At 29.8% G+C, this 16,345-nt stretch carries 9 protein-coding genes; 4 read left to right on the forward strand and 5 right to left on the reverse strand.

What is annotated here, in order from left to right:
- Positions 1-39 precede the first annotated feature (39 nt).
- The 5 genes from SHK09_RS13450 to SHK09_RS13470 form a co-directional block, all read right to left on the reverse strand.
- Positions 40-1,224, reverse strand: coding sequence for an acetate kinase (locus SHK09_RS13450; RefSeq protein WP_319811305.1), 1,185 nt, complete (start codon positions 1,222-1,224; stop codon positions 40-42).
- A gap of 1 nt (position 1,225) precedes the next feature.
- On the reverse strand, positions 1,226-3,319 hold the full coding sequence (gene pta, locus SHK09_RS13455; RefSeq protein WP_319811306.1) for a phosphate acetyltransferase: 2,094 nt from the start codon (positions 3,317-3,319) through the stop codon (positions 1,226-1,228).
- A gap of 68 nt (positions 3,320-3,387) precedes the next feature.
- Positions 3,388-4,269, reverse strand: a complete 882-nt coding sequence (locus SHK09_RS13460) for a hypothetical protein (RefSeq protein ID WP_319811307.1) — start codon at positions 4,267-4,269, stop codon at positions 3,388-3,390.
- Positions 4,270-4,608: 339 nt separating this feature from the next.
- Entirely contained in the window at positions 4,609-6,237 is a 1,629-nt protein-coding gene (locus tag SHK09_RS13465) for an acyl-CoA carboxylase subunit beta (RefSeq protein WP_319811308.1), read from the reverse strand.
- A gap of 115 nt (positions 6,238-6,352) precedes the next feature.
- Positions 6,353-10,990, reverse strand: a complete 4,638-nt coding sequence (locus SHK09_RS13470) for a T9SS type B sorting domain-containing protein (protein ID WP_319811309.1) — start codon at positions 10,988-10,990, stop codon at positions 6,353-6,355.
- A gap of 184 nt (positions 10,991-11,174) precedes the next feature.
- Here SHK09_RS13470 and SHK09_RS13475 point away from each other — a divergent pair, with 184 nt between their 5' ends.
- The 4 genes from SHK09_RS13475 to SHK09_RS13490 all read left to right on the forward strand — a co-directional run bounded on the left by SHK09_RS13475 (position 11,175) and on the right by SHK09_RS13490 (position 16,344).
- Positions 11,175-12,515, forward strand: coding sequence for a microtubule-binding protein (locus tag SHK09_RS13475; protein WP_319811310.1), 1,341 nt, complete (start codon positions 11,175-11,177; stop codon positions 12,513-12,515).
- A 164-nt stretch (positions 12,516-12,679) separates the two neighbouring features.
- On the forward strand, positions 12,680-13,723 hold the full coding sequence (locus SHK09_RS13480) for a hypothetical protein (protein ID WP_319811311.1): 1,044 nt from the start codon (positions 12,680-12,682) through the stop codon (positions 13,721-13,723).
- Between the two features lie 85 nt (positions 13,724-13,808).
- Positions 13,809-15,767, forward strand: a complete 1,959-nt coding sequence (locus SHK09_RS13485; RefSeq protein ID WP_319811312.1) for an AAA family ATPase — start codon at positions 13,809-13,811, stop codon at positions 15,765-15,767.
- Positions 15,760-16,344 (forward strand): NUDIX domain-containing protein, encoded by a 585-nt coding sequence (locus tag SHK09_RS13490; RefSeq protein ID WP_319811313.1) that lies wholly within the window; start codon positions 15,760-15,762, stop codon positions 16,342-16,344. The genes SHK09_RS13485 and SHK09_RS13490 overlap by 8 nt, the downstream gene beginning before the upstream one ends.
- Position 16,345: the final 1 nt, after the last annotated feature.

Raw genomic sequence — 16,345 nt, forward strand, 5'->3', positions numbered from 1 at the left:
AAAAGCATTTCTGAGTTTTGTTATTCAGAAATGCTTTTTTTATTTTAAAAGTTCATAAGTCTGTTTTGCAATTTCAATTTCTTCATTTGTAGGTATCACTAAAATTTTAACTTTAGATGTTTCTAATTGAATTTCACGAATTTCCTTAGAACGAATTTCATTCTTGTGTTCATCTAAATTAATGCCTAAGAATTCTAAGTTTTCACAAGAGATATGTCTCATTAAACTAGAGTTTTCTCCTATTCCTGCAGTAAAAACAATAGCATCTAAACCATTTAGAATGGCAGTGTAAGAACCAATAAATTTCTTAATTCTATGGCTAGCTAATTTTAATGCGTTTATACAATTTTCGTTTCCTTTACCAGCTTTTTCTTCAATCTCTCTTAAATCAGAAAAACCAGTTAAACCTTTCATTCCAGATTCTTTATGTAATAAATTGTTAACTTCATCTGCAGATTTATTTAATTTTTTCATTAAAAAGAAAATAACAGATTGGTCGATGTCACCAGCTCTTGTACCCATAATTAAGCCATTAGTTGGAGAGAATCCCATAGAAGTTTCTATAGATTTACCATCTTTAATAGCAGCCATACTGCAACCATTACCTAAATGTATTGTAATAATTTTTGAAGAATTTTTACCTAAATATTCAATTGCCTTTTCAGAAACATATTTATGACTTGTGCCATGAAAACCATAAGCTCTTACTTTGTGTTCTTCTAGATATGTATTTGGTATTGCGTATTGATATGCTTCTTTTGGCATTGTTTGATGAAAAGCCGTGTCGAAAACAGCAATTTGTGTTGCGTTTGTAAAAATTGTTTCAGCAATTTCTATTCCTGTTAAATTTGCCGGATTATGCAAAGGAGCTAAATCAAATAAATTACGAATACTAACCTTAACTTCTTTATCTACAACAACTGTTTTACTAAATTTACTACCACCATGAACAACTCTGTGGCCAACAGCTTTAATTTCATCAACAGAATTTATAACTCCAATTTCTGAGCTTAATAATGTTTTTGTAACTTTTTCTAAACCAATTTTATGATTTAAAATTGGCAACGTTTCTGCATACTTCTTACCCTCTTTTTCGTGTGTAAAAATGGCGTCTACCATTCCTATTCTTTCTACCAAACCAACACATTTTACAGTTTGACTTGGCATTTCTATTACTTGATATTTTAAGGAAGAAGAACCTGCATTTAAAACTAAAATATTCATATTATTCTTGGTTTGCTTGAATGGCAGTTAATAAAACAGTGTTAAAAATATCATCTACTGTACAACCTCTACTTAAATCGTTTACGGGCTTATTTAAACCTTGTAACATTGGGCCAATTGCCAAAGCTCCGGTTTCTCTTTGTATTGCTTTGTAAGTGTTATTTCCTGTGTTTAAATCTGGGAAAATTAGTACAGATGCTTGACCAGCAACTAAAGAATCTGGCATTTTAGTTTTTGCAACAGACATATCTACAGCAGCATCATATTGTATAGGACCTTCAATTTTTAAATCTGGTTTTTTTAACCTTGCTAATTCTGTTGCCTTTCTAACTTTTTCTACTTCCTCTCCTTTACCAGAGCTTCCAGAAGAATAAGACAACATGGCAACTTTTGCTTCAATACCAAAAGCTTCTGCAGAAGCAGCCGAAGAAATAGCTATTTCAGAAAGTTGTTCTGCATTTGGATTTGGATTTACTGCACAATCTCCCATTACAGAAACCCTGTCGGATAAGCACATAAAAAATACTGAAGAAACTACAGAAACACCAGGTTTTGTTTTTATTAACTGTAACGCAGGTTTTATAGTGTGCATTGTTGTGTGAATTGCACCAGATACCATACCATCTGCAAGACCATTTAAAATCATTAAAGTACCATAATAAGAAACGTCTCTACTTAAATCTGCAGCGGTAGTTTCTGTCATTCCTTTATGCTTTCTTGCTTCAAATAATGTGGTCGTAAAATCTTTATTATAAATAGAATCTTCTGGGTTTAATATGTTTAAAGCATCTAAATCTATCTGCAGACCAATTTGATCGCATTTTAATTGAATCGTATTTCGATCGCCCAATAAAGTTAAATTTACAATATTTAATAATTGTAAACGTGCTGCTGCTTTAAGAATTCTTTCATCTTCTCCTTCTGGTAAAACAATGTGTTTTTTTACAATTCTTGCCTTTTGCAATAAGTTATATTGAAACATACTAGGTGTTAACCTATAAGATTGGTGCGATGTTAAGATATTTGTTAATCCTTCTGCATTTACATACTTATCAAAAGTATCTAAAGATAATAGAATCTTTTTGTTGTGTGTTGAATAGATTTTAGATTTTACAGCACCAATTTTGTTAGAAATACTAAAAGTTCCTCCATCTACAGAAATAATAGGGACAGTAGATTGCACACCTTCTATTAATTTTAATATAGATTCTTCTGGAATTAAAGTACCAGTTAATATTATACCTGCAATTTTTGGATAATTCTTAGAAGCATTTGCTTGTAAAGCACCTAAAATAATGTCTGCTCTGTCTCCAGGAGTAATTACTAATGCGTTTTCTTTTATTCTAGTTAAGTAGTTTCTAAGCTGCATTGCACCTGTACTATAACTACCAATTGCGTTCTCAAGAAATTGTTCTCCAAATAATACACGTCCGTTTAAAGCTTTTAAAACCTCTTTAACAGTAGGAAATGACAAGAAATCTATTTTAGGAATAATATCTATCTGAAGTTTTTCTGGAAAACTTTTTATTAATTCTTTACGAATATAATCTACCTCATCTACTTCAATCTTATTCGCAATAATACCAATTACATCTACTTCTTTATTAATAAAAGAGTTGTAAGAAAGTTGCATTGTGTTTATAAAATCTTTCTTTTTCTTTCCGTTTCCAGAGCCTACAATTAATGCTGGTATATTTAAGTTTTTAGCGATCATTAGATTTACATCTAATTCTGTAAAACCACCTTCACCAGAAAAATCTGTACCTTCAACTAAAACATAATCGTAATTTGCTTCTAATTTCTTGTACTTTTTTATAACATTATGTATTACTTCATCTTCTTTTCCTTCACTTAACAATTCTACAACTTCACTTTGTTTATAAGCGAAACAGTCTTTATAATCGATTTCTAAATTGAAAAAATTAATGGCTGTATTTGTGTGTTCATCATAACCATTATTATCAGTTTCATTAATAATAGGTCTAAAATAGCCAACTTTAGCAGACTTGGTTAACATCATTCTTAATAGGCCTAATGATATTAAAGATTTACCACTATCAGACTCTACAGTAGTAATGTATATTGCTTTACTCATGTTTTATTATATTATGGTGCAAAAATAATGCATAAAAAAAGGACTAATTGTGATATTAGTCATATTAATTATTCTAAGTGCAGAAATATCATTTTTTCACCTTTACTTAATCTCTTTTTTGCTTTTGTATGATTTTCTTCAAAATCTTTTAAGTTCGTAAATTTACAAATGCCATAAGAATATTGGTATTTTATAATTTCTAAATCAAAAGCTGTTAATTTTTTATTATTAGATCTGCAAGTAGAAAATACACTTTCACATGGTACTTTAGAAGTATTGTAAAATCTACCTAATGTTTTATAAAAATTTATGAGTAGATAATTGGCATTAATTTCTCTACTAACATTTTTAAAATTTGTTATATCTAATTTTAATTTAGCGTCATAAATTTTATTTCTTTTCCAAAAGATATAGTAGTCTACATATTTACTGTTTTCTAATTCTTTTGAATATTCTGTGGAGTTTTTATCGTCTATTTGATAAATAATGAAATTAGAATCTTTAATATTTTTAACAAAATTAATATTTAAGGAATCTATATTTCTAGATAAATTATTAGCTGCATTCTCTATTTTGTTCTTATAAAATTGGTCTAGTGAAGGAGCAAAATAAATTTTTAAAGGTTCTTTCCATAGTTTCATATGTTGATTTTTTTCACTTGAAACTTGATATTTTTGATATACAATGTCTTTATATGTTTCTAAAAATAAAGAATCTTTAGGTTCATATGCTACAGATTTTGCATTAATGTACCTTTTATCATCATCTTTAATTAAAGTATCTTTTTTATAAATATGAAAAACCTGTTTACTGAGATCTATTTTTTTATGAGGATACTTTTTTCGATAATCTTCAATTTTTAGAAATCTAACTTTAATACTTTTTTCTTTTTGACAATAAATATTTAACGAGATACACAAGAGAATAAATAAAATGCTTTTCTTTTTCATAGCTTTTTTTCTTTAATCTAAGACAATATAGTTTTATAAAATATAAGGGTTTTGCACATTGTACAAAACCCTTATAAAGTTATTCTAGAAAATAGTTTTTTCTTTTATTTTTTTACAAAGGCAACACGTCTATTATTCGCTTTTTCTTCAGGAGAACTATTACTATTTAAAGGTTCTGCTTTTCCTTTACCAATAACGGTTAATCTTTCTTTTTAAGTCTTTTCCATAATTGAGCTTCACTATTTTCTGTAAAAGCAAAAATTATTAGTAACGTTAAAAATAAGGTTGTAGTTTTCTTCATAATCAATTTATAGTCGTTTTTTTTTTAATCAGTCAAAATTACACCTGTAAAACACCCATATTAAATTGTTTCTCAATAGGAGCGTGGTCTGCAGCTTCAATTCCCATAGAAATCCAAGTTCTTGTGTCTAACGGATTAATAACAGCATCTGTCCATATTCTTGCAGCAGCATAATAAGGCGAAATTTGCTCGTCATAACGAGATTTTATTTTGTCGAATAACTCAGCTTCTTTTTCTGGTGTAATTTCTTCGCCACGTTTCTTTAGTGAAGCAGTTTCAATTTGTAATAAAACTTTTGCTGCAGAATTACCACTCATAACTGCTAATTCAGCAGAAGGCCACGCAACAATTAATCTTGGGTCATAAGCTTTACCACACATTGCATAATTACCAGCACCATAAGAATTACCAATAACAATTGTAAATTTTGGTACTACAGAATTACTAACGGCATTTACCATTTTAGCACCATCTTTAATAATACCACCATGTTCAGATTTAGAACCAACCATAAATCCAGTAACATCTTGTAAGAAAACTAATGGTATTTTTTTCTGATTACAGTTGGCAATAAAACGAGTAGATTTGTCTGCAGAATCATTATAGATTACACCTCCAAATTGCATTTCTCCTTTTTTAGTTTTTACTAATTTTCTTTGATTAGCAACAATACCAACTGCCCAACCATCAATTCTAGCATAACCTGTAATAATTGTTTTACCGTAGCCTTCTTTGTATTGTTCAAATTCAGAATTATCTACCAAACGCTTTATAATTTCTAACATATCATACTGTGCGTTTCTTTCTTTTGGTAGAATTCCAAAAATATCATCTTCTTTTTCTTTTGGCGGAAAAGATGCTGTTTTACTAAAACCAGCTTTGTCATAATCACCAATTTTATCGACAATAAATTTTATTTTATCAAGAGCATCTTTATCATCTTTAGCCTTGTAATCTATAACACCAGAAATTTCGCAATGCGTTGTTGCACCACCTAAAGTTTCGTTGTCTATAGATTCTCCAATAGCAGCTTTTACTAAATAACTACCAGCAAGAAAAATACTAGCAGTTTTGTCTACTATTATAGCTTCATCACTCATAATAGGTAGATAAGCACCACCAGCAACACAGCTTCCCATAACTGCAGAAATTTGTGTAATTCCCATGCTACTCATAATTGCATTGTTTCTAAAAATGCGTCCGAAATGTTCTTTGTCTGGAAAAATTTCATCTTGCATTGGTAAATAAACACCAGCAGAATCTACTAAGTATATAATTGGTAATTTATTTTCGATAGCTATTTCTTGTGCACGTAGGTTCTTTTTTCCGGTAATAGGAAACCAAGCACCTGCTTTTACTGTTGCATCATTTGCAACAACAATACATTGTTTTCCTTTTATGTAACCAATTTTCACAACGACACCACCAGAAGGGCAACCACCATGTTCTTTGTACATGTTTTCGCCAGCAAAAGCACCAATTTCTATAGATTTTGCTTTAGAATCTAAAAGGTAATCTATTCTTTCACGAGCGGTCATTTTTCCTTTCTCATGTTGTTTATCAATTCTTTTTTGACCACCACCTAGTTTTACTTTTACAAAACGTTTGCGTAAATCTGAGGCTAAAAGTTTATTATAATCTTCGTTTTTATTGAAGTTGATATCCATAGGAATTCATTTCTTAGTTTGTGCTAAATTAAGAAATATTGTTGTGATTCTCTTATAGTGATTTTTAGTATTTAGTTAAATCTAAAGAATCTTGTTATTAAGTCTATTGCAGTATTTATTTTCTTAGCAGAGAAAAGTTTCCTTTTTTATTAATTATTGGTTTTGAAGTATCGATAGGAATTAACTGAATAGAATACCAATAATTATCTGATGGAAGTGTTTTTCCATTAAAAGTTCCGTCCCAACCTTTACTATCAATAGGAGTTTCTGCCATTAATTTTCCATATCTATTAAAAATATTAATGTTTGTGTTTTTATAAAATATTTTATTTGCGCCTCTTATAAGCCAAGTATCATTTATACCATCTCCATTTGGTGTAAAAAATTTTGGATATTGAATTAAAGAAACAATCAACTGAGAAGAACCACAACCATTTTTATTTTTAACAATAACATTATAGATACCACCTTCTATATTATTAAAAATATTACTTTCTTGAAAAGAGCGAATAAGTACACCGTTTTCATCTTCTAAAGAATATTCAAATTTCTCTTTAACTATTGCATCTGTAGAAATATTTATTTGAATATTTAAATTAGAGTTACTGCCAGATGTGTCGTCTGTAATAGTTATAAAACTTTCATTTAAAGTTTCGAAACTAGATTTTTGAACTACAATTATTCTTGTTCTAGAACAAGTTTTAGAGTCTCTACTATTAGCTGTTACTGTGTAGCTTCCACCTTCATTTATCTGAATACTTTGTGTGTTTCCACCAATTTTATTTCCGTTTTTGTCTTGCCAAATATAATCGTAAGAATCAGCAGGTTTTTCTACAGTTAAAGTATAAGGTATGTTTTCTGTACAAATAGTTATTGGTTTATCTGGTGCTTCTCCTTCAACTGAAAATTGTGGAATTGCATTCGTTTTTAAAAATAACCGTCCAATTCCTAAGCAATTATTATTGTTTTTATTTTTTATTTTGATGTAAATAGTCTGATTATAGGCGTATATAATTTCATTGTTGTTTCTGTGTTTAGAAATATCTGAAATTGAATTTAAGTTAGCGTCTCTATCTATTGCGGTTTCATAGAATAAAATTTGAATTTCAGATCGAATTACAATAGGAAATTTATTTATTACTTCTTGTTTAGCGATACTAAAATCAAAATTAGCAATACCATCAGAATCAGAATTACTTGCAGAGTTATTACCTTCTTTATCTAAAAAGTCATCACATGCTTCAAAAGTTTTTCCATAGAGAATTTCATTTTGAAAAGCGCCTGTAATTTCTATTTTTGAGATTGTATGGCAATTAAATTCGGATATTGTTCTTACCCATGCTTCTGCATAACCAGTAGTTACAGTGTAATGTTCTTTATCTGTTATTTCTGGAGTTCCAGCAATAGCGTCTGCGTTCGTTTTAAAATAAGAAAATGTATGTTTTGAGTTGTTAGAAATGTTTATTTCTGCTTCGGTTAAATTTACAATGGTATTTTTACTAGAGTTATCTGCACATTGTTTTATAGAAACAATAGAATTCTTTATTGTAGGTAAAGGATTAATATTAAGTATAATTGCATTAGATGTTTTATTACATGCATTTCCTATTTTTGTTTGTAGAACTCTAAATTGATAATTATTAAAGCTAAAAGGTGTGTTCGTTATTTGTAAATTATTAGTTGCTGTGCCGTTATATGTTGTGTTGTTCGTAATAGAATTCCATGTAGATCCATTATCTATAGAAAGTTCCCATAGATAACCATCTGCCGTAGAATCTATAATAATACTAGTTGTACTGTTTTCACAAGAAGATATATCTTTCAATGGTGTGTTTAATATTATTGGAGCTGCAGTTATATAATCTAAATTCGGGCTAGTATAGCCATCAAAATTATTTATTACTTTTCCATTATTATTTACAGCAAAGGTTGAAGTGTCTAGAAGACCGTCTTTATTTGTATCTGTATAACCAGCTTCATTTGTATCAAAACAATCGTCTCCATCAGAATCTAAATCGACAAAATTAAAAAAGAGGTCTCTGTTTATTATTACTGTTGATGAACTGTCTGAGTTTTTAATGGCGATTTTTAAGATACCAGAATCTTTAAAGGTTTCTAAAGCATCTAATAAACCATTTTTACCAACAGTAGTATTATTTGCATCGTCTATAACTCCATCTTTATTAGTGTCTAATATTTCATTATCACCTTCTATAACATCATAAATACCATCATTATCAGAATCTATATCTAAGTAATTAAAAACACTATCCTTATCTGTATCTTGGTTAGGGATTACTGTGTTAAAAAGATCATCTAAACCATCTGAATTTGTATCATTTTTTGTTAAAGAGACGTCTTGGGCTGTAGATTCAAAAAAATCTGGTATGCCATCATTATCAGAATCTAAATCTATAGCGTCTTCTATTCCATCATTATCAGAATCCAGAGCAAAGCAAGTTAAACTTATAGTTCCGTTAAAAACAGAATTTACAGTTAGAATATCTGAATTATGTTCAAAAATAACTTGTTTTACTTTATCAGCTACAAATTTAAAAGTTGCTTCTGTACCATTTAAGTTTGCTGCGTATTTAAAACGGATTATTGAAGCAGAAAAATAAGTATTACCAGATTCATAAGAATTATCAAAGTTTGTGTCTACTAATAGTTGATTGTCTGGGTCTAATAATGTTATGGATTTATTATTTGGACTAATTTTAATAGTGAAAAATTCGCTAGCCGAAATTTCATGATTTATATTTTTATCTTGAGTAAATTTAAAGTTAACGTTTTCTAAGAAATTTAATTCATAAGAAGCATTAGATGTTTTTGCTGTATTTAAAGTTGAAGTAAAATTACCAGAACTATTACCTATTAAGGTGTTATTTGTACCATTTGAATTTGTTTGAGTATAAGAACCAGAAGAGATTGAGTTATTAGTACTTCCATCTTTAAAAAGCACAATAGGTTTTGTTTTATTAGATAAGTCTAATATTGCATTTCCTTTCGATTCTTCACAATTTAAAATACCATCATTATCAATATCTATGTCTAAATTATCTATCACTAAATCTCCATCATAATCATCAGGACAAATACTAATAGGAATTTCTGCAGATTCAAACACTGTACCTGTACAGTTAATAATACCTCTTAATTTGTATTTTCCAGGAGTACTTGGTTTAATTGATGAAGATGTATTACTTGTTATTTTAAATCCACCACCAGATTCATCATCAAAAAGCCATACATATGAGTCGTATAGACCTTTATTAGAAACTTCTAAAACAACATTTGGAATACAGTTTCCTAAAGAAGGGTTTTTAGAATTAAAAGTTATTTCTGGTGCAGAAGGAAAACCAGAATAATAACCACCAGAGGTTGCAGAACCATTTTGGTTAAAATAAGAACAGTATAATTCTCCTGTACTTTCTACACTTACTTCACTATCAATACCAATAATTTTATAAGTTACATATTTATCATTACCAGTAACAATTAACGGTCCTGTTATTTTTAAAGGGCTGGTAGGTGGCAAGCTAGTTATTAGTAGACCATTTATTTTTATGTCAGACCCTTTGTTTGTAACAATAGATATTCCACCAGTAAAAACAGTTGTACCTATATTTCTAATAAATGGTATGTTGTCTACATTACCTCTGTTTTCACAATTTAATGGAGGAACAAAAAATAAACCTTGGTTCGCCTCATTAGGTAGCGCACCCGAGCCAATACCACCAATACCTTGATATGCAAAGACAGGATTTGTAGTTTCTACATACATATTACCCAAAGAATTAAAAGAATCTCCTTCTATTAATACATATTCACCAGCATTTATAGTTCTAAAGCTACTTGTACCATTAATTATTATAGATGTGTTATCTAAATGAGCTACAATTAGTACATTTTCCCACTCATTATTTCCAAATCCTTTTACAAAAATATATTCCCTACCTACTTTAGAGAATCCTACAATTTGATCAAAACCATAGTCTCTGCCGCCTCCGTTATGAAAGCTACCATTTGCAGAACCAGAATTTACTACAATTGGTTTGTTAGATTTTACTAGAGCACCAATTAAGCCATCTCTATTAACAATACTTTCAGAGCTATTAGTAGCCACAATATAACTTTCCCCTTCGTCTAAATTAATATTTATAGGTAAAGAGCCTGTGTAATTTTTTATTGAAATCCCTTTAGGTAGATCTGAAAAGGTAATATTTGTATTGTTTTCGGTAGCCATTACAGATACAAAATTTAAGTAATTTGTACCTGGGTTTTCATTTGTGTAAGCACCAACTCTAAACGTATCTCCTAAAGCAGAAGCACCTTTACTTACCAATGCGCCAGCTTGTGCGCCTCCACCAGCTAAAACTCTAACAGATACATAAATTACGTTATCTGCTTCTATAATGTAACCTTTATTGTTGGTAATTGTACTTGTTTTAGAAGACTCTACAAATAATTGACTTGTTCCTGTCCCAATAAAGACTTCGTTTGGGTTTGTCTTCGATACTACACCTCTAATAATACTAGAACTTGGTTGTCCAACTGGTGTTATCGTATAAGAAACCTTATTAAGACTAGGTGTAGAGATATAAAAGTATTGATTTTCTGGATTAGCATTACCAAATTCTGCACTAGTTAAAGGAGGTATAAAATGTTTTTTACTTAATTGTGCTTGTGTATTTTCAATAAAAATAAGGGATATTATTGCAAGAAATATAAAAGTTAATTTGTTTATGAACATTTTTCTTATTCTAAAAGTAAAATTACTTGCTAAAAATAATAATAATTTTAATATAATATTAAACTTTTTGTAACAAATAAGGCTTAACAGCTACATATAATTAAAGTAAATGTTGTTTTTTTTAAAAAAAAATAACGAAATTGCTACTCTTAAAAAATTGTTCAACTTAAAAACGAAATACAATATGTCTGATGATTTTGATTTATTAGAAACGAATTCAACACAAAAAACAGAAAAAGTAGATGTAAACTGGGGGAAAGCAATAGACACCATGAAGTCTAAGCTCTCACAAGAAGAAGACCCAGAAAAGCGTCAGAAAATATTAAATGCAACATTAGATGACGTTGTAGATATGGCAAAAGAAGATAGAACTTCTTTGTTAGATGCAATTAAAGATTTAACAGATTACCAAGACGAAGTAGGTATAAAATTCGAAGGTTTTTCTGCTTTAAACCCAGATGAACAAAAAGTGATAGATGATGCCCAAAAAGCATTAGAAAGAGCAAGAATAGAGTTAGAAGACGCACAAAATAAAGAAGATACTTGGTGGAATAATTTGTGGGGAAGAAAATCTAAAATTAAAAAAGAAGAAATAGAATTTAAAGCTGCAGAAAAAGTACGTGCAGGTGCAGACAATAAAGCAAAAGCATTGTTTCAAGTTCGTATAGAAAGTGCAGATATTCAAACTTTATTAGGCGAACTTTCTTTTAAATCTCAAGCGGCAGTAACACGTTTAAAAAACAGAGAAGTAGAAATTAAAGAAGTAGAAGAAAAGTTAAAAACGGCAATTGTAGAAGCTTCTAAAAATCATACAAAAGCATTAGAAAAGAAAAAGGAAGTAGAAGATAAGTTAGAAGTGGAATATGCATTGTTAAAACAATCTCGTCAAGAATTAGAAGAAATTTCAGACAAGCAATCTACTGCATACTCAGAAGCAATAGGAAAAGTAACAACACTAGAACAAAAAGTAGAAGAGTTAGAAGGTCTTAAAAATGCGTACACAACTTTAGCTGCGTCTAAAGATAGTTTTGTGCACAAACATAATTTAACTATTAAAGTATTAACCTCTTTACGTTCTAATTTACAAACGCATAGAGCAAAATTAAAGAGTGATACCGAAGAAAGACTAAAGTATTACGACGGTTATATTGTTGCGTTAAAGGCAAGAACAGATCAAGAATTTGCAGCAATTTTAGAGCATTTAGGCGTAAAAACAGATGAGCATATTGGTGAAACTTTAGCATCTATGCATTCTGCAAGTGCAAGAGCACGTCAAGATATGATGGATAATATTCCTGTTCATGAAAAAGTAATGACAGGTGTTTACAGCACTTATGCAGAGGCTTTACATGAAATTAGAGAAAAAGATTCAGACATTCAAAAGAATTTTGCAGACCGTTACGGAATAGATATGAAAGAGATTTTCGAAGACTATTACAATTCAGATGCAACAGCACCAAAAGGAGATGATGAACCTTCAGAAGCTCCTAAAAAGGAATCTTCTAATGATGATATGTTAGGTTAAAATTATAAGGGCGTTTCCTTCTTTTGAGAAAAACAAAAGAAGGTCAGGCTTTTCGCTAAATCTTTTTTCAGAAAAAGAAAAAAGGATATCGCTTCAATCCTTAACGCGGGCTTACTTATCAAAATTTCTTACTTAAAAAAGCTAAAAGATTATCAATAAATAAAATGATTACAACACCTTTAGATTCTGCACTTTTAGATTCAAAAGAACAATATGTTTTTTATCATAAAATGGTAGATTTTGTATTGAAAGAACTTATTGTAAGTGTACAGCAAGAAAAACTATGTACACAACAAGAATTGCTAATTTTTAAGCAATATTCAGACTTACTTTTGTACTCTATCGAAGCAATGCGTATTAAATATATGTATGACGAAGAAGACAACATGAAAGTAGATTTAACAGACTCTGGCTTTCCAAATTATTTAGAATTTAGGTTTCTGTACAATGATTTAGAGTTAAGAAATGAATATCTAGACAAGCTTACAAATACAGCTATTTTAAAGGAAGAATTTTTAGACACACTTTTACGAAAAAAAGAACCTATAAGAAGATTAGATTTATTTAAAGCTTCATCAATTGTATATTATACATCCGTAGAAAAAAAATATATTTTCAACAGGTTTGTACAAGGTAAAATTTTAGAAGCACCCAAAGACGCTTCTTATAAATACATAACAAGTTGGAGTTTTTACGACGTAAGCCATAATAGACCGTTTATTTGTTATATGTATTTTGATTATGATGGTAAAAATGCATTAAAAGATCGAGATAAAATTTACCAAGCTTTAAAAGAAAGCGCAGATAGAGAAATGTCTTTAGATACTATGGCGTATAATATCGATCGTAAATTACCAGACATTCAGCCAAAACATATTAAGAGAATAGATTTAGGGCCATTTCATAACGTGTTTGCAAAAGACGAAAATGAAATTACACACGCTATTTTAGGCGGAATTGCAAGAAAAGAAATTCCTTTAGAGTCGTACGCGTTGTCACTAAAAATAGACGAGGTTTATTCTGGAGAAACATTTACAGAAGGTGGTTTCTTTTCAAAACAAACCATGCAAAAATGGAGTGACGTAATTCAGCAAAAATACGTTTTAGCACCTCATAGAATTATTCAATTATTACATAACAGAGCTCCAGAAGTGCTACACAAGTTAGCAAAATCTCCTATAGAATTAAGTGCTTTAAAGATTAAATAAAACAGAAAAAGAAAATAAATAAACAGTTTAGTACAGCAAGCAGGTTGCTAACTGCTAAAACACCAAACTGCTAAAAGAAAAATAAATGCAACACAACTCAACTTTTCCAATAAAACAAAACGAATTAGATATGCTTCGAGATGAAGCTTCTGGTTATTTAAAGAGTATTCAATGGGAACAAAGTAATAGAGCAAAGAATAAAGATAAAGACACTAAAGACCAATCTATTTTATTGTATTTGTCTAGAGCAAATGCTGGTTCTAATGTAGAGGTTACTTCAGTTTCTAAAACTATTTTAGCTTTAAAAAAACGCTTATTACCAGATTCTATAGCAATTCCTGTATATTTAAATCAGACTTTATATGCTGTACAAGAGGGTATTACTTTAGGAATTTGGATTAAAGATAGTTATTACGATTCTTCTGGCTTATCTTCTTTAAACGAACGTAAAGCAGCTTTAGACTCTAATGGGAAACGAGAATATGAAAGTAAAATGCAAACAGCTACTGCTTTTCAATTATTTGCAACTTCTTATAAAATTTTACACGACTTAAAACCACATGCTTCAGATGATTTATCTGTAATGAAGCAAAAATTTGCTGGTATTCCAGAAGTTTCTTTATTGTCACCATTAAAAGGAATTGCGTGTTCTTTATTTTATTTCGATAAATATTTAGGACATCCAGATATTGTAAAATCAGACAAAGATGTAATAGATTTTACAGTTGTTTTTTATGAAGCTTTAATTTATGAAATTCAATTAAGAAAAAGCAGTTTAGAATATTTAGAAACTATTGTAGACAGAACTTATAAATTAGAAAAATCTGATTTTGCTGTTTCAGGTTGGGAAAATACGTTCTCTGGAACTGCAAAAAGTATAGAATTTAATAAAATACAGTTCGAACAAATTGTAGGTAATAAAGACGCAAAACACTTTGCACGTAGATTAACAGAAAGAATGCTGAGTTACGATTTTGAAGCAAAGAAGAATCCGTTTCAAGAATTAGGAGGTTTTATGCCAGTTTTTATGGGATATGGAATTCCAGGAACAGGAAAATCGATGTTAATTGCAGCCATTGCAACACGTTTAAAAGAACACTCAGATAATTTAGACATTCCGTTTTTATTTCACCCAATGCCAGATACGTTGATCTCTACTTTTCAAGGAGGATCTGCAGAAAAAATGGTAGAATGGATGAAGCCAATGCAAGACCCAACAAAATTAATTTTTGCACCTATTGACGATGCAGAAAATAATTTACAAGAAAGAACATCGCAAGGAGTTTCTGCAGGAGTAAAAGAAGTAATTGGTGTTTTCTTACGATATACAGAAGGCGCTTATGCAGTAAATTATGGTAATTCGTCTATTGGTTTATTTACTAATTTACCAGAAATGTTAGACAAAGCTGTTATTTCTCGTGTACAAGGAAGATTTAAAATTGATGGTGCAAGAACAGAACACGACTTTTTAGACCAAGATTATATTTGGTGGAAGAAATTTGAGAAGACAATTCCAGATTTTGTAAATATGGAAAACCCTGCTAATTATCAGTTTTTAAAAGACCAAGGATTAGCGAAAAATATGGGAGATATTTTAAATTCTGTAGCCAAACCATCTGAAGAAAGAGTTTTACAAGCGTATGATAAAGCAGAGAAGTTACATAAAACAAATCATCATTTATTCTTTGCTACTTTGTATCAAGAAATTCAACAAATATTTCCTTTCTTTTCATCTAGAGATGTTAGAAATATACAATCTGCAATTTCGTTGCGATTAACAGATTTCGATTTAGAACAAGATTGGTTCGAAAACCCAGAAACGTATTTTAAACAAAATTACGATACGAAGTTTAACATGCTGCAAGAATTAATGAAAAGCAACATGAAAGGGTTAGATTTTTCTGAAATACGAAGACAAGAAGTGGTGCGCTATTTAGATAATGTTGCTACTATTGCAGATACAGATTTTAAGAGAAAAGTAGATTCGAGAGTAAACCAATTAAATATCGATTTGCAAGCTAGAAAAACATTTGATAATGAGTAGTAATCGAATAAAAGATATTGAAAAGACATTATTGTCTGATAATTATTACACGTTAAATAAATTTAAATTTCAGTATAAAATGTCTAACGGAAGTTGGGTAAAACAAATGCGAGAAGTTTATGAACGTGGCCATGGAGCAGGAATTTTGTTATACAATACAACCAAAAAAACCGTTGTTTTAATTAAACAATTTAGAATGCCAACTTTTTTACATGATAATAAAGATGGTTTTTTAATTGAAATTCCGGCAGGTTTATTAGATGCAGACAACCCAGAACAATGTATTATTAGAGAAACAGAAGAAGAGGTTGGTATTCGTTTAAAATCTGTTAAGAAAATATATGAAGGCTATTCATCTCCCGGAGTTTTAACCGAAAAAATGCACTTTTTTATTGGCGAATATACAGACGATATGAAAGTAAGTGAAGGTGGAGGTTTAGAAAGTGAAACAGAAGATATCGAAGTTTTAGAAATTCCGTTTACAGAAGCTATAAGAATGCTAAATGAAGGCGAAATAGTAGATACAAGAACTATTGTGTTATTGCAATATGCACAGATTCATAAATTGTTAGATTAAA

This window comes from Polaribacter sp. PL03, from assembly GCF_033875165.1.
In the GTDB taxonomy this organism is placed as follows: domain Bacteria; phylum Bacteroidota; class Bacteroidia; order Flavobacteriales; family Flavobacteriaceae; genus Polaribacter.

Bases quoted from the DNA above. Each gene is read 5' to 3' on its own strand.
- SHK09_RS13450 (WP_319811305.1), bottom strand. From the start codon at position 1,224: ATGAATATTTTAGTTTTAAATGCAGGTTCTTCTTCCTTAAAATATCAA.
- pta (WP_319811306.1), bottom strand. From the start codon at position 3,319: ATGAGTAAAGCAATATACATTACTACTGTAGAGTCTGATAGTGGTAAA.
- SHK09_RS13460 (WP_319811307.1), bottom strand. From the start codon at position 4,269: ATGAAAAAGAAAAGCATTTTATTTATTCTCTTGTGTATCTCGTTAAAT.
- SHK09_RS13465 (WP_319811308.1), bottom strand. From the start codon at position 6,237: ATGGATATCAACTTCAATAAAAACGAAGATTATAATAAACTTTTAGCC.
- SHK09_RS13470 (WP_319811309.1), bottom strand. From the start codon at position 10,990: ATGTTCATAAACAAATTAACTTTTATATTTCTTGCAATAATATCCCTT.
- SHK09_RS13475 (WP_319811310.1), top strand. From the start codon at position 11,175: ATGTCTGATGATTTTGATTTATTAGAAACGAATTCAACACAAAAAACA.
- SHK09_RS13480 (WP_319811311.1), top strand. From the start codon at position 12,680: ATGATTACAACACCTTTAGATTCTGCACTTTTAGATTCAAAAGAACAA.
- SHK09_RS13485 (WP_319811312.1), top strand. From the start codon at position 13,809: ATGCAACACAACTCAACTTTTCCAATAAAACAAAACGAATTAGATATG.
- SHK09_RS13490 (WP_319811313.1), top strand. From the start codon at position 15,760: ATGAGTAGTAATCGAATAAAAGATATTGAAAAGACATTATTGTCTGAT.